This window comes from Legionella bozemanae (genome assembly GCF_001648595.1).
Taxonomy (GTDB): domain Bacteria; phylum Pseudomonadota; class Gammaproteobacteria; order Legionellales; family Legionellaceae; genus Legionella; species Legionella bozemanae.
On sequence record NZ_LBAW01000004.1, the window covers coordinates 105,431 to 125,778 of the forward strand.

Consider the following 20,348-nt stretch of genomic DNA (forward strand, 5'->3'; position numbering starts at 1 on the left):
GCAGACAAGGCGCGGGACGTTGGAATAGAGCCGGACTTACTTTTCAGCGAATGTGTAGAGGATTAGGATATAGAACTTAATTACTTAGCACTAAGGAAAAACCGGAGGTTAAATAAGATAAGCATCCTCTAGCTATGCCTGAGAGATTTGACTAGAATACAGTTTACCTGCTGATAAATAAAAACTTTTTACACTGGCGTCAATTATGAATATCCACACTGTTGTTGAAGAGCAGAGAAAATTTGCTGCTGAAGGACAGGCTAAAAATATTGATTTTCGTAAGCAGCAACTGCAAAAATTGAAAGCGATTATCAAACAAAATGAGCAACTCCTTTATGAAGCACTTTATGCAGACATAAAAAAATCTCAGTTTGAAACTTATTTGACTGAACTTGCCATGGTTTATCATGAGCTTGAGCTAGCAATTAAATCGGTACATAAATGGGCTAAGCCCAAAGCAACACGAACAGAATTGGTGCTGCAACCAGGAAAGAGTTTTATTTTACCCGAACCTTACGGAACGACACTTATTATTGGTGCATGGAATTATCCTTATCAGCTGACGTTAAGCCCTTTAATCGCAGCCATGGCAGCCGGAAACACCAGCATTATCAAACCTAGTGAGTTGCCACAAAATACCTCATCTGCCCTGGCAAAAATAATAAATCAAAATTTTGATCCGGCTTACCTTTATGTCGTAGAAGGTGATGCTACGGCGACTCAAGAACTTCTTAGCTTTCGTTTTGACAAACTCTTTTTTACTGGCAGTACAACTGTAGGAAAAATTGTAGCGAAAGCAGCTGCGGAACACCTAACTCCTGTTACACTTGAATTAGGCGGAAAAAGCCCTTGCCTTGTTTTTGCTGATGCCGATCTCAAGATTTCAGCGCAGCGTATTGTTTGGGGCAAATTTTTAAACGCGGGCCAAACCTGTATTGCGCCCGATTATCTTTTAGTTGAAGAATCGATTTACCAACCCTTATTGGAAGAACTTAAAAATCAAATCGACACTATTATTGGTCCTAATCCTCTTGAAAGTGAAAGTTATGTACGGATTATTAATCAAAAACATGTACAACGTTTAAAAAAACTCATCGACCCCCAAAAACTATTTACAGGGGGACAAGTCATCGAAACAGAAAATTATATTGCGCCAACAATTCTTAAGGATGTCAGTTTTGCTGATGAAATCATGAAAGAAGAGATTTTTGGTCCAATTTTACCCATTATTCCTTTTACCGATCTGCAAACTGTTCTACAGGAAATAAAACAACGCCCGCGCCCTTTATCACTTTATATTTTTGGAAAAAATTCAAGCGTACAAACACAAATTTTGCATGAGGTTTCCTTTGGCGGTGGCTGTATTAATGATGTAATAATGCATATTTGCAATTCCCACCTTCCATTTGGCGGTATAGGAGAAAGTGGTATAGGAAATTACCACGGTGAAGCAGGTTTTAAAACGTTCAGCCACTTTAAAAGTATTTTGAAACGACCTTTTTGGTTCGAACTGCCGATTAAATACAGACCATACAAACAATGGAAATTAAAGATAATTCGCGCTCTTTTGGGATAAATTAACAAAAAGCGAATTTTCTTGGAAAATGAATCTCAGAATTCGTATTCATACGCTATAAGGTAAGACTCAATTTATAATTATGGTGTAGGATTTTTCCATATTCCCTTTTCTTTCTCTACAATACGTTGAGCCCGCTTAGCAATAGCTTCTTGTAACTGTACAAAAAAACGAGAAGGCTCTAGAGGTTGACTCACTTCTGATTCGAGCGGTTTACCCCATGACTCATCCAGTTCAGATTGAATATTTAACTCATCATCCAACATTGAATCTAAAGCATGGGTTTTTTGTTGATAAGAGACGGCGAATGTTCTACATGCTTCAACAAAGCAAGGATTTTCTTCCAAAAGCAGAGCAGAAGTACTGAGAAAGCCAATAATTCGTTCATCTTTATGATTTTTCTGATTTTGTATGACTAAAAACAAAAATTCTTTTAATACAGGATGAATTGATGCGTAATCCACATCACTCTCCCCTTCTTCTCCATACTTATCTACCAAATTTTGCAATAATTTAATACATTCTTTACTCACTGGCATTCCGTGCTCCCAATAAATAACCCTTTCTTTATTAAAAACTCTGAGAGCTAATTAAGCAAGAAAAAGAAGCGCGTTTTTACATTCGATTAAGTTCTTAATTCTTTTTTTAAATATACCTCCTTCTCTTGTACGTCACCAATATTGGGTCTATAACTTTAAGAATAAAAGAGAGCACTTATGTCAGAAAAAAAAGCTAAAGTTAAAATCAGTAGTTCTAAGGAACCACCTGCTTCACTTTCTGTTGAAGCAAATCCTTTTATTCTCGCAAGTATCCTTAAAGAATTGCCAGGCAGTATCTATTGGAAAGACAAAAATGGGGTGTATTTAGGTTGTAATGACACCATGCTTGAAATGACTGGAATGAAATCCATAATTGGAAAAACAGATTTTGATATGCCATGGGCCGCATCTGCAGAAACAATTCGCAATAATGATTTAAAAGTAATGGCACTTAACTCTTCATTAGAACTGGAAGAAACAGGAACATTGGCCAATGGACAACAAGCCGTTGTATTGACCAGGAAAACTCCTCTACGCGATGAACAAGGAAATGTCATAGGTATTCTAGGCATCTCGCTGAATATTACTCACCGTAAAAAGCAAGAAGCAGATTTGCGCTCAAGCCAGGAAAAAACACAATCGACTTTAGAAAACATTCTTGCCAATATGCCAGGGCATGTTTATTGGAAAGACAAAAATGGGGTGTATTTAGGGTGCAATAACCGCCAAGCACGAAGCGTAGGATTTCAATTTGGCCATGAGCTTATAGGGAAAACCGATTTTGATTTACCTTGGGGTGAACATCAAGCCGAGCTATTCCGTCAAAATGATCTTTATATTATGCAAACGGGTGAAACCGAAATTATTGAAGAAAAAGCCCTGGTCGAAGGTAAAAATGCCATTTTTTTAAGTCATAAATCTCCGATGCGTAATAAAAAAGGAGAGATTACTGGAGTACTCGGTATTTCAATTAACATCACTGACCGAAAAAAAATGGAAGCCGAGCTCAAGGTTGCAAAAGAAAAAGCCGAAGCAGCAAGCCTTGCAAAAACAGAATTTCTTGAAAATATGCGTCATGACATTCGCACGCCCCTCACTGGCATTGTTGGATTTGCAGATCTCATCAAATCTGAAGCAAAAAGTGCTCAGATTAAAGAATATGCGGATAATCTAGTCGCATCCAGCCATGCTTTGCTTGATTTTATGGATGAGGTTCTTGAAGCAATTCATGTAAGTTCTGGCGAAGTGCCCAAAGTTAGGAAAAAATTCGTCTTACAACGAATCGTTCAACATGTTATTGATCTTAATAAAGCCAAAGCATCTGCAAAACACCTGCGTTTATCGTTGGATTTTGATCCCAATATTCCCAAATACCTCATTGGTGATCCGGTGCGCATCCATCGCATTTTACTCGAGCTAATTGCTAACTCATTGAATTTCACAGATGCAGGCTTTGTAACATTAACCGCTAAACTGGCAAAACGAGAAAATCGCGAAATCATTATTCAATTCATCATAGAAGACAGTGGCATGGGTATTCCCAAGGACAAGCAACAGGAAATTTTCCTGCAATTTAAACGCCTAACGCCTTCCTACAAAGGAATTTATAAAGGAGCGGGTCTAGGCCTTGCGGTAATCAAACAGTTTATTGATGAATTAGATGGGGAAATATATGTTGAGAGTACGGTTGCCAAAGGAACACGGTTCACCTGCATCATTCCCTTAAAAACCGCACTTTTAGAAGATGAAACCGGCATTGATAATGATTTTTTTGAGCCAAATATTCCAAGTTTTACAGAAAATACTGCAATCACCCAACAAGCTCCGGACTCATCCGCAAAATTATTCAAACATCGTATCTTATTAGTAGAAGACAATACCATTGCACAAACAATCGCAAAAGAAATGTTGAATCAATGTAATTGTCACGTTGATGTAGCAGCTGACGGACAATCGGCATTACAATTCTGGAAGAAAAATAAGTACGATTTAATTTTTATGGATATCGGTTTACCCGATATGGATGGTTATCAAGTGACCCATCACATTCGTGTTCAAGAAATCGCTAAAAACCATCACACCCCAATTATTGCACTCACAGCCCATGTTGGCGAAGAAAACAAGCAACGATGTATCGAATCAGGAATAAATGCGGTACTCAGTAAACCACTCACTCAAAAAAATTGTTGTGATATTTTGAATTCATTTATTCCTTCCATACAAAAAGAAAAAGGAATCTCCTCTGAACTTGATGTTTTAGATTTACCCGCAACAGAAAAACAGTTTTTTGAGCTTTCAGAATTCCCTCTACTTGATGTTGCAGAAGGAATTAAAACTACCGGTACAGAAGATATGTTCTGTAAGATGCTCAAATTAATGCTTGGCCATTCTCTTGTTGAAGATATTACCCTACTAAAAGAAGCACATGTACAAGGGGACTGGGAAAAAACACAGAAACTTGCCCATAAAATTAAGGGGGGTGCAGTATATGTCGGCGCCATCCGTTTGAAAATCGCTTGCCAATATCTTGAGCGTTATTGGAAATCAGGACAACGTGATTTATTGGAGAAAATATATCAGCAAATGATGCAAGTGATTGATGAAACAACCTCTGAAATTCAAAAATGGATAAAGGCAAAAGCACCTCATTAATTTAGATATTTTTGTAGCCTGGGTGATGTGAAGTGAAACCCGGGAGAAATTTTTAAAAGTGAAACCCCGGGTTTCGCCTCGCTCCACCCAGGCTACACATATAAATGAAACACTTAAAAATCGCTAACCACTGGTTCGTTTTCCTGAGCAGCTTCTTGAGGCATTTGCAACTCATCTCCTACTATCTTTCCTGGATATTTTTTAAATCGAAGTGCAACAGGTCTTAAATAATTTGGATAATGAGGTTTTATTAAATATTCATAAGTGGCTGCCATCGCCTTGTTTCTGCCGCTGGGATAAACTTCAAAATCATATGCTTTTTCTGTCCATAGGCACATCACCGAACACTCTTCCAGCAAATAATCAAGGCAAAGTCTGGATGCCCGTTCATAATCAACATCCACAGCAGAAAATCGGCTCAAGTATCGTGTTAAAAAATCATCAATATTGGCATGAATCGCATGACGAAATAAGTCATTGGAGTCATATTCTTTTTGCACACGTACATAGCTGTCAATGTAATTCTGGCTGTTATACCAATCATCCCAACGCATAATTTCAAAGGGAATAGTTAATTGATTGTAAGCCATTTCATTTCGCAGCAACCAATCATCACCTTCTTTTACAGCAAGCTGATATAATTCATCTGGTGTCGCATGCTGCATAATACCCATCGTATGACGTTGAACACTATCGTCAACAAGGATAGTACACCGTTTAAATGCCCCATTAATGAGTTTAATCACCGCTGCAAATTTTTCGCCCTCATGGATGGGTTGTCCAACACTAATAGGCATCAGACAAGAAGATTGAGGAAACTGTTTTCTTTCTTCTACTGGGTTTTCTCTAAAGGAAGCTTTCACAATCCTGTTATCAATTAAACTCATATCCCCTACCTCCTTGAGCTGATATCATATTTTGCATAAAAAGAAATCATATTTTATTTTATAAAAAGCATAATATCCATTAATTATTCAGAACAGGCATCTAATCACATGAGATAAAATCGAAATTACTTCTATCGAAACAAAAAGGACTACATTCCGCGCTTTATGCTAGCGGTCATCTGTGCAGAGATGTCCGTCTTTTAGGTATACTCTAATTGTATTATTGGTTAGCCCGGGGGGAAGCCACAGAAATATCGATTACATAATAATTACTTAATGTTATTATTGTATAATTTGTGTAATATATAGATAAATTTAACCCTAGAGCGAGTATAAAATGTCTTTTAGAATAGATAATCCTGGTGGCGGTGATTGCGGATTTTATGCGTTTGCAATAGGTTTAATAGCTACCATTCAAAAAGAACATGCAGAAAACAGCAAGAACAGCAAAACTTTTGCTCAATGGCAAAGTAAAGGTCTTGATGTAAGCTTGCAAGAAATTCTGGACATTGATTTAAATCAGCTCTATGAATCTCCTTATACTTATAAAAAAGAAACCTTGCTTAAATTACAAATGTCTTTAAGAAGTATTTCTGCCACTGCATATAAAAATGATCTTCTTAAGAAAATAGCGGAAGCAAAAAGTAATGGAAGCACTCAGGTTGAAAGCTCGCCTGTATATCATAAGTTTATGGAATTAGTGCACTATTACTTAAAAGAAGAACAAGAAGAGAATGAACTGGATAAAATAAAACAGTTCAATGAGTTAGCTTTATCACCTGAAGTCCTTGACTTAGCACAAAAAACGGCTAAATCATTAAGTCCAAAACTTAAAACTAAATCCTTTGAGGAAGGACAAAAAATAGAAAATGCGCATGTCAAAGAAGCATTACTGGCAGACGTACTATCTGGCGGTAAAGCAAATCCTCATTCTATCATTTTAAAAGGGGTAGAAAAGATTAAAGAACAAGGAAGATGGGCCACTCATAGCGATTTAAAAGAAGTTGCAGATCAACTTAAAGTAAATCTCTATGTAACCCATGAACTCAATGGAGAACCTATGAAGGGTTGTCCTACTATTGTTTTAAATAACGAAGGTCAGTCAATCCATTGGACAACCACTGTAGAGGAATTACCTCAGCCCAAAGCGAAGCCTATTAAAAAAGAACGTGTTGAGAACCCAAAATTAACAGAAGAAACTCATACCTCTTCTAAAAATCATGAATCTTCTAGAAGTCTTGAATCTTCAAAAACCCGTGAACCCTCTAAAGATAGAGAAACACAAGTGATTGCAGCAACTGTAAGCACTCAAGCGAACGAAAAGAAAGCAGAGCGTTATCAACAACACATAAAGACACTCATGGTAAGTGCATCCGATCCGAGGTTCTTTGCTGGTGTTCAAAAAAGAATTGAAAACCTTGATAAACTTGATAATGAAGAAGCGCTTAAAAATGAGCAGGGTGTTCGAATTGAATCAGATGAGGAGTTCGCCACACGCTTACAAGAAGCAGAGTTCAGAAGAGCGAATCTGAAGTAAAAGCTATTAAAATTGTTTGCAAATAAAAGTACTTTGGAACATGGGGGTTATTCTTTCCGGCCCTAGACCGTGAGGCACTTGTCGTACCACAAATACATTAACTAATAATGTACAAACACAGAGTATCATAAGGGACTTATTGATGAACACCATTCAACGCTTTATTAAAGCACAACAAGGCCAAGACGCATATGTCTCATTCCAACAAGCTTATGATGAACTCAAAGCGGGAAGCAAACAAAGCCACTGGATATGGTATATCTTTCCTCAGTTAAAACAGCTTGGGCTCAGTGCTATCGCCCAACATTTTGGCATCGTTGACCTCAAAGAAGCGTGCAACTATTTGCAAAATAAAGAGCTTTTTCAAAATTATAACGCAATAACTCAACTGGTAGAACAACAACTAAAAAGAAAAATCCCTGCCCTAATCCTTATGAGTGGGGATACTGACACTAAAAAACTGGTATCAAGCCTTACTTTATTCCGCGAAGCAGCTTCATTTCTTGATCGCCAAGGAGACACATCTCAGGATTTTGCAGCACTTGCACAGCATTGTGATCGAATTCTACAAGAAACCGCAAAACAAGGTTATTCCCCCTGCAAGCGTACTCTTGATTTTGTGCAGGAAGAGAAAAAATAAATCATCATTAGCGTGTGTTGACAATTCATCCATATCTACGTCCCGCAACTTGTTCGCGGGAGCCAGGAATGGAGAATAAGAGCTCAAATATCTTACTAATTGAGCGATCATGGATTTCGCGAACAAGTCGCGAAACGTAAGCGGTGAAAATAAATTACTAACGCACCCTTGGAAAATTTAAAAATTTTGTCGTCCTGTTTTTTCTTTCTTTCAAAAGTGTATGATTGCTTCATAAAATAACTTAAATTATCGGAAATAAAATATAATGAGAAAGTTCGCTGGCATCCTTTTTCTATTCTTCAATCTAGGTATTCAAATCGCAAATGCAAACAATCTCACTTCAGTAGAAAAACAGATAACCCAGTACATTACAACTCAGTCTCAAGAACAACTTTCACTATTGGAACAGTTAGTCAATACGAACAGTGGTACTACAAACCTTAAAGGAATTTATGAGGTTGGAAATAGGGTACGCCAACAACTCGACCAACTTGGATTTAAAACGTTTTGGGTTAATGAACCGCCTGCCATGCATCGAGCAGGAACATTGGTCGCTCAGCGTACTGGAAACAAAGGCAAAAAGCTGCTTTTAATTGGCCATCTTGATACGGTGTTTCCTGCAGATAGCCCATTCCAACATTTTGAACGTCAAGGAGATGTTGCAACAGGACCGGGAGTTATAGATGACAAAGGCGGCGTGGTAGTTATCCTTTATGCTTTAAAAGCCTTACAAGAAATGCACGCTCTGGACAATGCAAACATAACAGTTATTTTAACAGGCGATGAAGAAGATTCGGGAAAACCCACTTCGATTTCAAGAAAACCTTTAATCGATGCAGCAAAAAATAGTGATATCGCCCTGGATTTTGAGTGGTCTATTACAGTGGACACAGCAACCGTTGCGCGTAGAGGCATAGCACACTGGACTATAGAAACTCAGGGGAATGAGGCACATTCTTCAGAAATTTTTCAAAAAAAAGCGGGTTATGGTGCTATTTACGAGTTAGTACGAATCCTAGATACAATGCGTACCCAGCTTAGCGGGGAGCGCTTTTTATCATTTAGTCCAGGCCTTGTTTTAGGTGGAACTACGATTAATAGTAAAAATGACATTCAAGGTGCAGCTTTTGGCAAGGGAAATGTCATCGCAAAAGTTGCTATGGCAAATGGCGATTTACGTTTTATTAGCGAACAACAAAAGAATGCGGCGGAGAAAAAAATCGCTAGTATTGTTACCCATCATTTACCTGGCACTACCGCTTCCATTATATTTCAAGAAGGGATCCCAAGCATGCCGCCTACTCCTGCCAATGAGGCTTTATTAAAACAATATAGTGAAGCTAGTGAAGACTTGGGAAAAGGAGTGGTACATCCTCTTGATCCAGGCAGCAGAGGTGCAGGTGATATCTCACATATTGCCTCCATAGTAAACGGAGCATTAGCAGGTTTGGGACCTGTAGGCACAGACGCACATTCTGTGAAAGAAACTTTAAATATCCCTTCCCTTTCAATACAGACTCAACGTGCATCCCTATTAATTTATCGATTGATTCACTCATGAGGATCCTCCTGTTGCCTCAATAAATAACATTTCATTTTTCTTTATGAAATCTGATCTATACTTTAAAAACTGCCGAATAGTTCGTGTCTGAGGTATGTATGCAAACAAAATTAGAAGAGGAAAAAAAGGCTGCGAAAGAACGATATGAGGAAATGTTAGCCGCGTTGGAGGTTATGAACAAAGCACATCAGAATTTATTATTTGAGATGCGGCCTAATGAAACGTTTTTTGAAGAAATGTATGAAAATAATAAAGTTGCTCCTTTATATGTTGAATTTGTATCCAAAAACTCAGGAGCCAAATTTACTATAGAGAATAAATTTTTCCCTCATAGTTGGGTTATCACAACACCACAAAATGCAACCAAAGAGGAGCTGGATTATGTAAGGGATTTGACCCTAGAAACAATTGCTCATCCTAAAAATGCACCTGAAGGCTATCAACCTAAACTTTTAGCCGTCTTCCCTGATGGGACTCCTGAAGAGCAAATCTTTGAATTTATTAAAGCTGCAGAAAAAAAAGGAATAGAGGTTAACTTATTTATTGGACCAAAGTCAGAATATGAAAAAGTAAGTGAGACGCATGCTCAAAAAACAAAAGAGGCAGTCGAATCAGGAAATCTGGATAAACTTCCCGGATGGGATGGTTTTATGCGTGAGATTCAAAAAAGTGAGGGTGGAAGAAAGGGTGAGGACATGTTAAATAGATACCGCTCAGAACATACAAGTTCCTTGAGCCATAATTAAAATTAATTAGCTCTCATACCTCAATTTTACTGTGGCTGCTCACAAACGCTATAATATAATTAAGAAGCCTTTAATTAATCAGTAATAGCTCCGCTAATGGGCTTGTATGAATTTTAAATTCTAACTGTTATTTAAATTGAAGGATTTTTGTTAACCATTTAATATACAATTTTTTTATGGATTGGCTTGATTTGATTCCTAATATTTATCCTAGTTCTTATCTCAAATTGCCTGCTAATTTTTACGAGGCGATCGAGCCAACACCGATTGCAAATCCTTATTTAGTTAAATTTAATCATGAACTTGCTTCGTATCTTTGTGCTCCGAATTCCTCTTCTGTCAATGAACAAGAAATTATATCTTTTTATGCCGGAAATCGAGTTCCAGCACATCTTAAAAGTATTGCATTAGCTTATGCAGGACATCAATTCGGATACTATGTGCCTCTTTTGGGGGATGGGCGCGCCGTGTTACTTGGTGAAGTATGCAGTCATGATGGGAAACGATGGGATATTCAACTCAAAGGTTCGGGAAAAACAATGTTTTCGCGAATGGGCGACGGTAGAGCTCCGCTTTCAGCTGTATTAAGAGAATATCTGATCAGTGAAGCAATGCATGGTTTAAATATTCCAACCACCCGTTGCCTCGCTGCCATTGCAAGCCAAGACAAGATCTATCGCCAAGATGGTCCCGTACCATTAGGTGTATTAACCCGAGTTGCATCCAGTAGTCTGCGGGTCGGTTCTTTTGAATATGCCGCTGCTCAAAAGGATAATCAATTACTCCAATCTCTCGCTCATTATGCTCTTGAAAGACACTATCCCGAACTGTTACCCAGTGCTAATCCTTATCTTGAACTGTTTAAAAAAGTTGTGGATCGGCAAGCAAGTCTTATTGCTGAATGGATGGGCGTAGGCTTTATTCATGGAGTCATGAATACAGATAATATGACAATATCTGGTGAAACCATCGATTATGGCCCTTGTGCGTTTATGGATGAATTTGACTTTGGTACTGTATTTAGCTCTATTGATCATGCAGGTCGTTATGCATTTGGCAATCAAGCTGCTATAGCAAAATGGAATTTGGCACAATTTAGTTTAAGCTTACTGCCTTTATTTAAAGATAAGGAAGCACCACAACAAATACTTGAAGCGCTCAACTCATTCACGGAACGCTTTACTCAATATTGGAATAAAAAAATAAGAGACAAGTTAGGGCTTTCTGAGGGAAATACTCATCCTAGCGAACTGATTAATAATTTTTTCGTATTATTACAGCAACATAAACCTGATTTTACAAATACTTTTAGGCTCATGAGTCAAGCCATTGATTGTGAGCGCTCGCAGAGCAATTTAATCAACGCCCTAGGAAATCAACCTGACAGCGAACAGTGGGTTTCTGACTGGTTAAAGTGTGTTAAACAACAAAATATCGAGATCAGCAAAATAAAAACGAAGATGAATCAGGTAAACCCAGCCTATATCCCCAGAAATCACTTAGTTGAAAATGCAATTAGAGACTTTATTGAAAACAACGACAGTACCTTGATGGATACTCTTTTAGCCGTATTGAGAAATCCTTATCACCAACTGAAAAATACTGAAAACTTACAGTCCTTGCCTATGCCGCATGAACGAGTATATCAAACGTTCTGCGGAACCTGAACTGACTCAACATGCAAAGGGTAATTTTTTGAATATAAAAATATTCTTCTTATCTCCTACCATCCCGAGCATGCCTATCGCGTCTATTTTGGATGACAGCAGTGGATTCTGCACATAAAGTGCAGAATATAGGCTTAGTCACTCTTTCTTTGCCTACTTGCCGTGCTTTATGCATGGCATCCAGTCGAGCGTGAAGATAGAACAGAGGTGGGTTCCGCATATAAAGCGCGGAGTGTGTTTTTTTTTGCTTTTGCTGAGATCCGCCAGGTACAATCCACAAAACGGATCAATAAATTAAAGGATTTTCTGATAAAGAATTTCTTTTAATAATGCCCCACCCTCATAAAACTCTGCTAATTTGGTCGAACTTGTGGCTTCAAAACCTAAGGCATCATAGAATTTACGTGCTTGGGTATTGTCTTCAAATACCCATAGAAATATTTTCTTATATCCTTGATTTGTAAGTTCAGAAATCGCAGCCAGACATAATTGAGTCCCTAACCCCATACGCCAGTAATCAGGATGTAAGTAAATAGCACTGATCTCACCCATTGAACTGTCTGCACTAAAATCACGAAAAGGACAAATGCTGGCAAAGCCAACAATTTCATTGTTGATTTCTATGATTAATACTTTAACTTCCAGCCCTATCAAATCACGCCACTGTTGAGTTCGCTCTTTTAAGGATAAGTTTTGTAATATAATTTCTGGAATGAAATCTCGATACATCTTTTGCCAGGAACAGATATGAATTCGTGCAATAGCCTCGGCATCGTCTAATGTAGCTGTTCTAATATTGGACGTTACATTTTTAATCATAATAAAAGCCTTAAAGACGTAATTGATTTCTATTAACCAATAAATTATTCACGTTCTTTTAAATTCAACATTTAAATAACATCTATAAGTGATATGCTATGTTAGAATGAAAAAATTGTCACTAAAAAGGATTTAGTCATGAATAAAATCAAACAAAAAGAACAAATGATTATGGGTGCTGTGACGTTATTTATCGCATCAATAGCCACTGCAGGAACTGTAACGAGTGATGTTTCCACTACAGATGGAACTTCCGTAGGAAAAGTCGTTTTTGAGGACAGTAAATACGGTTTACTGATTAAGCCCCAATTGACTGGACTTCCTGCAGGAATTCGCGGCTTCCACATCCACCAACATCCCGATTGCGGTGACCATGCTAAAAAAGCGGGAGCTCATTTAGATCCCGCCAAGACCAATAAACATCTTGGTCCATATGGCGAAGGGCATTTAGGTGATTTACCTGTATTAGTTGTTGATAGTAATGGCAGCGCAAATACTCCTACATTGGCACCTCGTTTAAAAACTAAAGATATTAAAGGACACGCCATTATGATTCACGCAGGTGGCGATAATTATAGTGATAATCCGCCTTTGGGCGGAGGTGGTGACCGTATTGCTTGTGGAAAAATTCCTTCTTAATTAAAAAAGTATGCACTTTTGATCCGGATGCAGCAGAGTCTGCATTCGGATTATTCCAATCTAAACAATAAAAAGAGAGATGTTATGCCCAGTTTTTTTTCAAAATTAGGATCGACTTGGGATCAATATTCTAATTTGCGAAGCAGATACGCGGAATTGATTCCTATTCCAAATCCATCCTATTTTAAGCCAATTCATGAAAAGAACTTTAAAAGAGACGTTACAGAGGATTTTACTGACATAATCGTTCGTCCCATCTATTGTCCTATCTGGTTAGGAGTAAATGCACTATTGCTGTTTTTAAAAAGCTTTATTTATCTTTTAGCGACTTTATTATTAGTTGTGCCGGCTTGCTTATTCGCAATTTTTGCCCCTAATTCAAATATCAGTTCCAGTACATGTTCTACATTTAAATCGTGTTTAGCAGAAGCCGTTGTGGATGCAACTATGGGTATTATTGCAAGTTGTGCTGCAGTCGCTGCTATTGTTTTTAATCCCATATACTTGCTTACTCGAGCTCTAAGTACTGTTGTTGAGCATATAGATAATGTAACCAAATCATGTTGCGGCTTAACTGTTGCCCGATTTTAATTTTCTACTGTCTATAGCGATATCTAAGGCTGTTATCCCTGCACAAACAGGGATCCATTTACAATGTTCATCCAGCTACCCTTTCATTCAATCATCTATGCGCCTCTCCACGAACCAGTCCTGAGAGAACCACGCGAATTTGCATGCCACTTTATGTTTTTAAATGAACTATACTCAACGTTCTACGTGCCGCCCTTTATGCGCGGTACGTAGGGATTAAATCTCTCAGGAACAAGTCGTGGGGCGAGACATAGGAAGAGTAGCTTATTACACTATTTTTAAGACGATTTGCTGTATCTACCAATTAATTCAGCTTGCTCAATAATGTGATTTTGCATGGCGGTCTCTATTTCCTTTTTCGTCGCATGCTCTCCTAGATTTAATAAGGTATCTAAGGCATAGAGTTTAAAGAAATAACGATGCGTCCCGCTTGGCGGACAAGGCCCACCATAGCCTGTTCTGTTCCAACTATTTCGCGCGCTAATCGCATTCGCTGGGACATTTCCCGTTTTAAGCTCATGACAATCAGTAGGCAGGTTAAATAAAATCCAGTGCACCCACAATCCCATTGGTGCATCAGGATCATCCATAATTAGAACAAAAGATTGAGTATTTTCAGGTATATTTTTCCATATTAATGGCGGGGAATGATCGGCACCAGTGCACGCATATTCTTTAGGAATAAGCGCATTATGAGCAAACGCAGGGCTCTCCAGTATCATTGCACACTCCTTATGATGAAACATTTATTTGCAATTTAGACTATTTTTCAACAAAAATACAGAGGTGTTCCTTAGAGTTTCCAGAATTATATCTTTAATTTTCCTCTTAAAATCTGCCAAAACATAACAAAATCACCCATTAGACTATACAAAGGATAAGGAAATGTAGCTGGTTTATTTTTTTCATAAACAAAATGCCCAATCCAGGCAAATCCATAACCAACCGCAAGCATCAGAATAAGCCATAAGTAATTCCAAGTGAAAAAGAAAAAAAGAAAACTCAAGCATGCTAAAGAAGTGCCCAAAACATGCAGACGCCGGCACATCACTGTTGTATGTTTACTCAGGTAAAAAGGATAAAATTCATTAAAACTCGTAAACTTCTTATCATTTTTCATAAGAATTCAGAAAGTAATTCTAAGTTTTTAAATTATAGTTTAAAAACTCATGTTATTATTTTTAAAGAAAACACCAGGAACCCGCGGACAAGCCGCGGGACGCAGGATAGGAAGAGCCCTAAACTTAATGACAGCATGCTTTTTCGAGGAGAAAGACGCAATTACAAATAACAACCCACTCCATCATAACCAATTACATGACATGACTTGTAGGTGCTTTGATTGAGCCGATAACTTACAGAACCATAATAGGCAATAATTGTTCCATTTTTAGTTTGTTCTACATGAGGTTTTTGAACGTTTGCTGCAGCATCACAAGTGGTATCGTTTTGTATCCAAACGACCCCTTCTGCAATAACACGAGTTTTGTTGGGAGTTAGCGCATTCTTTCCACAGTCTTTCACTGGCAAACGTTCCATTTTAGGAGCGGAAAAAACAAGATCATAACCCGCTGCGGCTGCCTTAACTGCATTTTCGGCATCTAAAATTCCATGTCCGCAAGGTTTTTTACCAACACACGATTTGTTCGCATCATTACTTACTGCAAAATCATGTGTCGTTGTATAAAGTAATTGTTCCACTTGTTCTGGACTAAGTACTTTTTCACTGGCTGCAATAATCAATCCAGCAACACCAGCAACATGAGGAGTAGCCATACTGGTTCCTTGATAAAAATCAAAACCGGAACCATTATAACCACCTCCAGGATTTACTGTAGATAAAATTCCTCCCCAAGTACCATAACGCTTGTCCCCCCCTGGAGCAGCTAAAGTAACGCTTGGACCATAGTTGGAAAAATAGGACCTAAGCCCCTCAGGCCCAGTAGAGGCGACTTTAATGGTTCCATTACAGATTGCCGGTGCATTAAAATGCTCCCAAACATTATCATTTCCTGCTGCGACAGCGAGTACCGCTCCTTTTTTACGTGCAAAAAAGACGGCTTCTTGTAATGCTTGATCACAATAATCAATTTCTTCTTTAGGTCCCTTGTCCACGCCAAAGCTCATATTTAATATTTTAGCAGGATGGATGTTGTTAGGTACTCCAGGAACATCACCGCCTACAGACCAATAAATGGCGTTAATGACGGAGCTTTCATAAAACATGCCATTAGCGGCAGGAATTTTTAAAGGAAGAATTTTTAAATCTTCACCCATGCCGCTCATAATGCTACCATAACCCGCAATGGTCCCGGCAACATGAGTACCATGATAGGATCGAGTTTCATCGATTAAGTTGTTATTATTTCCTGCAAAATTCCAACCCCATAGGTTACCTGCATTATCTTTTACCAGGTTATTGATCAAGCTGTCATTTAAAGCGATCCCGGTATCTAAAACGGCAACAACTATTGGCTTTTTAGAAAAGCCCGTAGTATAGGCCCAGGCACCATCTCTAATTCCAGGCTTGGATTCCAACATAATCCCTGCAGGGCGGGAAAACTCATCCCACTGACTTTCGTGCGATAATAAATCACCTGTACCCAAAATTTCAGGATCAGGAACGGGTTTAAAATAACTAACTCTGTCTTTAACCGCATATAAAACTTGGGGATTTTTACGCAAACGCTCCAGAATCAAAGACGTAGTATCCTTATCCTCTTCTTTAACCAAAGTACTGTTTGTTGCGTCTAAAATTAATAAAAAAGCACCATTTGCCATAGGATTCAATTCTTTCACGGGTAACTGAGTTACCTGTTTTATTTGTGACTTTAAAGAAGAAACACTGGTTATTTGTTCTTTATATTTGATTATGACTCGAACGCTGTCTTGATCGGATGAGGCAAAAACACCATGTGCGATAGATAAAAGACCTAAACCCAAAATCCCTGATTTAAACATGCAACAATCTCCTTATAAAATAAGTCGCAATTCAGTATGCAATAAGAAACAGGGCAAAACAAGATCAAACTTATCCCAAAATGCTACTCTCCTATACGTAATGTATTAATCTTAAAAATAGGTTGTTGAAATTCTTTGCATGCCCTATATACTGCATCTATCCTATTGTTTGCATTAGAAAAAGCTCATCATGAATCTGCGCTATTTTTTTTATAAAAACGCCACTCGCTGTATACGAAAACTACAATCTTTACTTGGTTTAAAAACCCTTGGTTCTCGTGCCATTATTTTAAATCATAACCATCAGATCCTTTTGGTAAAACACACTTATCAACCCCACTGGTATCTTCCAGGCGGGGGTGTAAAAAAAGGTGAGTCCACTAAAGAAGCAATAATACGTGAATTAAAGGAAGAAGTAGGCATAATCCCAACCGAAGAGCCGCAACTATTTGGGATTTATTTTCATACCTACATGGGAGTAAATGACTATCCCGTGATCTTCATCGTTAAAAATTTTATCTCTATAGAAGCCTATTCTCATGAAATCGAACAAATGGCTTGGTATGATTACAACGAGTTACCGGATATGGTAAGCCCAGGAACAAAACGTAGGCTTGATGAGTATTTTACTCAAAGTTCACAATCAGAAACTTGGTAAAACGTTAGCATTCACTGAGACAATCCAGAGCATAGCACTTTTAATTCACCTTAAGTTTTTCTTGATATTTAGATTGGCCAACGTACCACAGCTTGTCCGTAGTATCCAGGAGTTGTAGCTTTAATTGGATGCCGTGGACAAGCCACGGCACGTAGGGTTAGGATCGTCAAGAAAAACTTAAGGCGAATTAGAAGACATAGTGGAGGCTCTCCACTACTACCCTCAAATTTACAAATTAATAACGATATTGCTCAGACTTAAAGGGACCATTAATTGCGACACCTAAATAGTCCGCTTGTTCTTTGGTGAGCCGCGTCAATTTCGCTCCGATGCGTCCCAAATGTAAACGAGCTACTTTTTCATCCAATAATTTGGGAAGGACATACACTTGCCTATCATATTGAGTCGCATTTTTAAATAATTCAATTTGCGCAAGGATTTGATTGGAAAAAGATGCTGACATGACAAAGCTTGGATGGCCTGTAGCGCAACCTAAATTTACCAAACGCCCTTCAGCTAAAAGAATTAAACGCTTCCCATCAGGGAAAATGATGTGATCAACTTGCGGCTTAATATTTTCCCATTGGTATTTCTTTAAACTTTGTACATCAATTTCAGAATCAAAATGGCCAATGTTACATAAAATAGCCTGATGACGCATACGCTTCATGTGATTATGGGTTACTACATGGTAGTTTCCTGTAGCAGTAATAACAATATCTACTTGTTCGGCAACATCATCCAGAGTCACAACGCGATATCCTTCCATTGCAGCTTGCAGTGCGCAAATAGGATCAATTTCTGCAATTAAAACAACAGCACCTTGACCACGTAATGCTTGAGCACAGCCTTTACCTACATCGCCATAACCTAAAATTAGAGCAACTTTTCCTGCAATCATCACATCAGTAGCCCGCTTTAATCCATCCAATAAGGACTCTCGACAACCATACATGTTATCAAATTTAGATTTAGTCACAGAATCATTCACATTAATCGCAGGAATTTTTAAATCACCCTTTTTGGCCATTTCATACAATCGTGAAACACCCGTTGTTGTTTCTTCAGAAACGCCTTTAATCCCAGATAATAATTCTGGGAACTTTTGATGAACAATTTGTGTCAAATCACCGCCATCATCCAGCAATAAATTAGGAGTCCAATGATTCGGTCCAGCAAGGGTTTGTTCCACGCACCACCAGTACTCCTCCTCGGTTTCACCTTTCCAGGCAAAGACAGGAATACCTTGAGCAGCTATAGCTGCAGCGGCATGATCCTGAGTGGAAAATATATTACAAGAAGACCAGCGAACTTCAGCACCCAAAGCAATCAATGTTTCAATCAGCACTGCTGTTTGGATTGTCATGTGCAAGCAACCTGCTATTCGAGCGCCTTTTAACGGCTTTGTTGCAGCAAATTCTTCACGTAAAGCTATTAAACCTGGCATTTCGGTTTCAGCAATCGCAATTTCCTTACGTCCCCAAGAAGCCAGCGACATGTCAGCTACTTTATAATCCTCTGTCATTTTGCTCCCTGCTCCTACTTTATTGACTACTTCCATTAGCGTCTCCCTTTAGGATCTGTTGACAATTCTACTATCTTAGTCAAAATGATGAGATTTTATGCGCTCCGATACTCACATACTTCGTGTATGCTGCATTCTGGTGCTCTAAAATCGCATCATTTTGTCTTAATCTAGCGATCTTATAAAGCTTTACGTAGCTCAGTTACTTTATCCAAACGTTCCCATGGAAAGCTCTCGCGTCCATAATGACCATAGGTGGCCGTTTGTCTGTAAATTGGACGAAGTAAATCATGATATTCAATAATACCTTGTGGTGTTAAGTCAAAATGAGTATTAATTAATTCAATAATCTCGCTATTCTGTAAACGACCGGTACCAAACGTTTCAACAAAAATTGAAGTGGGCTCAGCAACACCAATTGCATAAGAAATTTGTAGCTCACACTTATCAGCCAGTCCCGCAGCAACTATATTTTTTGCAACATGTCGCGCTGCATATGCTGCTGAGCGATCTACTTTGGAAGGATCTTTACCTGAGAAACATCCCCCTCCATGCCGCGCCATGCCACCATAAGTATCTACGATAATTTTACGACCAGTGAGCCCACAATCGCCTAAAGGACCACCAATAACAAACCGACCTGTTGGGTTGATAAAGTAACGTGTTTTATGGGTTAACCATTCGCTAGGTAATGTTGTTTTAATAATTTCTTCACGCACCGCCTCGACTAAATCCTGATAGCCAATTTCAGCTGCATGTTGCGTTGAGAAAACAACGGTATCTACTTCAACAGGGATACCTCTTTCATATTTTAAGGTTATTTGACATTTGGCATCAGGCCGCAACCAGGGTAAGGCTCCAGATTTACGCAAATGAGCTTGTCTTTCCATCAACCGATGAGCATAAGCAATAGGAGCTGGCATATAAACATCGGTCTCACGGCTGGCATAACCGAACATTAAACCTTGATCCCCAGCGCCAAGAATTTTCGTTTCTTTATTATCTACACCTTGAGCAATATCAGGAGATTGCTTGCCTATGGCAGAAAGTACTGCGCAAGATTCCCAATCAAAACCCATTTGCGAGCTATTATAACCTATTTCTTTAACTACTTGTCGCGTTACCGCTTCCACGTCTACCCAAGCTTTAGTAGTAATTTCTCCACCGACTAATACCATACCTGTTTTAACAAACACTTCACAAGCAACCCGAGCAGAAGGATCCTGCATTAAAATAGCATCTAGAATTGCATCAGAAATTTGATCCGCTATTTTGTCAGGATGTCCTTCGGAAACTGACTCAGACGTAAAAACGTAACTTTCATTCATTAATTAGTCCTCTTAAATATTA

At 38.5% G+C, this 20,348-nt stretch carries 18 protein-coding genes; 10 read left to right on the forward strand and 8 right to left on the reverse strand.

Annotated elements, in window-relative coordinates; genetic code table 11:
• The first annotated feature begins 205 nt into the window (after positions 1-205).
• Positions 206-1,576 carry an aldehyde dehydrogenase gene (locus A8O27_RS04875; RefSeq protein WP_058460157.1) on the forward strand — a complete coding sequence of 457 codons (1,371 nt, stop codon included), beginning with the start codon at positions 206-208 and terminating at the stop codon, positions 1,574-1,576.
• An 80-nt stretch (positions 1,577-1,656) separates the two neighbouring features.
• Here the strand turns inward: A8O27_RS04875 and A8O27_RS04880 are convergent, their stop codons facing one another.
• A complete protein-coding gene (locus A8O27_RS04880; protein WP_058460156.1) occupies positions 1,657-2,115 on the reverse strand; it encodes a hypothetical protein in 459 nt (152 codons plus the stop codon).
• 177 nt (positions 2,116-2,292) lie between these two features.
• Between A8O27_RS04880 and A8O27_RS04885 the strand changes: the two genes are divergently transcribed.
• Positions 2,293-4,767, forward strand: a complete 2,475-nt coding sequence (locus A8O27_RS04885) for a PAS domain-containing sensor histidine kinase (RefSeq protein WP_058460155.1) — start codon at positions 2,293-2,295, stop codon at positions 4,765-4,767.
• Positions 4,768-4,880: 113 nt separating this feature from the next.
• On the opposite strand, the gene A8O27_RS04890 is transcribed toward A8O27_RS04885, so the two are convergent.
• On the reverse strand, positions 4,881-5,654 hold the full coding sequence (locus tag A8O27_RS04890) for a hypothetical protein (protein WP_058460154.1): 774 nt from the start codon (positions 5,652-5,654) through the stop codon (positions 4,881-4,883).
• Positions 5,655-5,991: 337 nt separating this feature from the next.
• Here A8O27_RS04890 and A8O27_RS04895 point away from each other — a divergent pair, with 337 nt between their 5' ends.
• The 5 genes from A8O27_RS04895 to A8O27_RS04915 all read left to right on the forward strand — a co-directional run bounded on the left by A8O27_RS04895 (position 5,992) and on the right by A8O27_RS04915 (position 11,805).
• Entirely contained in the window at positions 5,992-7,191 is a 1,200-nt protein-coding gene (locus A8O27_RS04895) for a hypothetical protein (RefSeq protein ID WP_058460153.1), read from the forward strand.
• 142 nt (positions 7,192-7,333) lie between these two features.
• The gene (locus A8O27_RS04900; protein WP_058460152.1) at positions 7,334-7,831 is read left to right on the forward strand and encodes a DUF1810 family protein; all 498 of its coding nucleotides are present in this window, start codon (positions 7,334-7,336) and stop codon (positions 7,829-7,831) included.
• A gap of 265 nt (positions 7,832-8,096) precedes the next feature.
• Positions 8,097-9,392 (forward strand): M20/M25/M40 family metallo-hydrolase, encoded by a 1,296-nt coding sequence (locus tag A8O27_RS04905; protein WP_058460151.1) that lies wholly within the window; start codon positions 8,097-8,099, stop codon positions 9,390-9,392.
• A gap of 98 nt (positions 9,393-9,490) precedes the next feature.
• Positions 9,491-10,138, forward strand: coding sequence for a hypothetical protein (locus A8O27_RS04910; protein WP_058460150.1), 648 nt, complete (start codon positions 9,491-9,493; stop codon positions 10,136-10,138).
• Positions 10,139-10,314: 176 nt separating this feature from the next.
• Positions 10,315-11,805: a protein adenylyltransferase SelO gene (locus A8O27_RS04915; protein ID WP_058460149.1), complete on the forward strand. Its 1,491-nt coding sequence runs from the start codon at positions 10,315-10,317 to the stop codon at positions 11,803-11,805.
• Between the two features lie 294 nt (positions 11,806-12,099).
• Here A8O27_RS04915 and A8O27_RS04920 read toward each other — a convergent pair whose 3' ends face one another.
• Complete coding sequence (locus A8O27_RS04920) at positions 12,100-12,624, reverse strand: GNAT family N-acetyltransferase (protein ID WP_058460148.1); 525 nt, start codon at positions 12,622-12,624, stop codon at positions 12,100-12,102.
• Positions 12,625-12,762: 138 nt separating this feature from the next.
• Between A8O27_RS04920 and A8O27_RS04925 the strand changes: the two genes are divergently transcribed.
• Entirely contained in the window at positions 12,763-13,263 is a 501-nt protein-coding gene (locus A8O27_RS04925) for a superoxide dismutase family protein (RefSeq protein ID WP_058460147.1), read from the forward strand.
• 84 nt (positions 13,264-13,347) lie between these two features.
• Positions 13,348-13,854 carry a hypothetical protein gene (locus A8O27_RS04930; RefSeq protein ID WP_058460146.1) on the forward strand — a complete coding sequence of 169 codons (507 nt, stop codon included), beginning with the start codon at positions 13,348-13,350 and terminating at the stop codon, positions 13,852-13,854.
• Between the two features lie 278 nt (positions 13,855-14,132).
• Here the strand turns inward: A8O27_RS04930 and A8O27_RS04935 are convergent, their stop codons facing one another.
• From A8O27_RS04935 to A8O27_RS04945, 3 genes are all read right to left on the reverse strand, one after another.
• Positions 14,133-14,576 carry a YbhB/YbcL family Raf kinase inhibitor-like protein gene (locus A8O27_RS04935; protein ID WP_058460145.1) on the reverse strand — a complete coding sequence of 148 codons (444 nt, stop codon included), beginning with the start codon at positions 14,574-14,576 and terminating at the stop codon, positions 14,133-14,135.
• Positions 14,577-14,662: 86 nt separating this feature from the next.
• A complete protein-coding gene (locus tag A8O27_RS04940) occupies positions 14,663-14,974 on the reverse strand; it encodes an Mpo1-like protein (protein ID WP_058460144.1) in 312 nt (103 codons plus the stop codon).
• Positions 14,975-15,135: 161 nt separating this feature from the next.
• Entirely contained in the window at positions 15,136-16,815 is a 1,680-nt protein-coding gene (locus tag A8O27_RS04945; protein ID WP_058460143.1) for a S8 family serine peptidase, read from the reverse strand.
• A gap of 190 nt (positions 16,816-17,005) precedes the next feature.
• On the opposite strand from A8O27_RS04945, the gene A8O27_RS04950 reads away from it, so the two are divergent.
• Positions 17,006-17,473, forward strand: a complete 468-nt coding sequence (locus A8O27_RS04950; protein ID WP_058460142.1) for an NUDIX domain-containing protein — start codon at positions 17,006-17,008, stop codon at positions 17,471-17,473.
• Between the two features lie 235 nt (positions 17,474-17,708).
• Here A8O27_RS04950 and ahcY read toward each other — a convergent pair whose 3' ends face one another.
• Positions 17,709-19,034: an adenosylhomocysteinase gene (gene ahcY / locus A8O27_RS04955; RefSeq protein ID WP_058460141.1), complete on the reverse strand. Its 1,326-nt coding sequence runs from the start codon at positions 19,032-19,034 to the stop codon at positions 17,709-17,711.
• Between the two features lie 143 nt (positions 19,035-19,177).
• A complete protein-coding gene (metK, locus tag A8O27_RS04960) occupies positions 19,178-20,326 on the reverse strand; it encodes a methionine adenosyltransferase (protein WP_058460140.1) in 1,149 nt (382 codons plus the stop codon).
• Between the last annotated feature and the right edge of the window lie 22 nt (positions 20,327-20,348).

Bases quoted from the DNA above. Each gene is read 5' to 3' on its own strand.
- A8O27_RS04875 (WP_058460157.1), top strand. From the start codon at position 206: ATGAATATCCACACTGTTGTTGAAGAGCAGAGAAAATTTGCTGCTGAA.
- A8O27_RS04880 (WP_058460156.1), bottom strand. From the start codon at position 2,115: ATGCCAGTGAGTAAAGAATGTATTAAATTATTGCAAAATTTGGTAGAT.
- A8O27_RS04885 (WP_058460155.1), top strand. From the start codon at position 2,293: ATGTCAGAAAAAAAAGCTAAAGTTAAAATCAGTAGTTCTAAGGAACCA.
- A8O27_RS04890 (WP_058460154.1), bottom strand. From the start codon at position 5,654: ATGAGTTTAATTGATAACAGGATTGTGAAAGCTTCCTTTAGAGAAAAC.
- A8O27_RS04895 (WP_058460153.1), top strand. From the start codon at position 5,992: ATGTCTTTTAGAATAGATAATCCTGGTGGCGGTGATTGCGGATTTTAT.
- A8O27_RS04900 (WP_058460152.1), top strand. From the start codon at position 7,334: ATGAACACCATTCAACGCTTTATTAAAGCACAACAAGGCCAAGACGCA.
- A8O27_RS04905 (WP_058460151.1), top strand. From the start codon at position 8,097: ATGAGAAAGTTCGCTGGCATCCTTTTTCTATTCTTCAATCTAGGTATT.
- A8O27_RS04910 (WP_058460150.1), top strand. From the start codon at position 9,491: ATGCAAACAAAATTAGAAGAGGAAAAAAAGGCTGCGAAAGAACGATAT.
- A8O27_RS04915 (WP_058460149.1), top strand. From the start codon at position 10,315: ATGGATTGGCTTGATTTGATTCCTAATATTTATCCTAGTTCTTATCTC.
- A8O27_RS04920 (WP_058460148.1), bottom strand. From the start codon at position 12,624: ATGATTAAAAATGTAACGTCCAATATTAGAACAGCTACATTAGACGAT.
- A8O27_RS04925 (WP_058460147.1), top strand. From the start codon at position 12,763: ATGAATAAAATCAAACAAAAAGAACAAATGATTATGGGTGCTGTGACG.
- A8O27_RS04930 (WP_058460146.1), top strand. From the start codon at position 13,348: ATGCCCAGTTTTTTTTCAAAATTAGGATCGACTTGGGATCAATATTCT.
- A8O27_RS04935 (WP_058460145.1), bottom strand. From the start codon at position 14,576: ATGATACTGGAGAGCCCTGCGTTTGCTCATAATGCGCTTATTCCTAAA.
- A8O27_RS04940 (WP_058460144.1), bottom strand. From the start codon at position 14,974: ATGAAAAATGATAAGAAGTTTACGAGTTTTAATGAATTTTATCCTTTT.
- A8O27_RS04945 (WP_058460143.1), bottom strand. From the start codon at position 16,815: ATGTTTAAATCAGGGATTTTGGGTTTAGGTCTTTTATCTATCGCACAT.
- A8O27_RS04950 (WP_058460142.1), top strand. From the start codon at position 17,006: ATGAATCTGCGCTATTTTTTTTATAAAAACGCCACTCGCTGTATACGA.
- ahcY (WP_058460141.1), bottom strand. From the start codon at position 19,034: ATGGAAGTAGTCAATAAAGTAGGAGCAGGGAGCAAAATGACAGAGGAT.
- metK (WP_058460140.1), bottom strand. From the start codon at position 20,326: ATGAATGAAAGTTACGTTTTTACGTCTGAGTCAGTTTCCGAAGGACAT.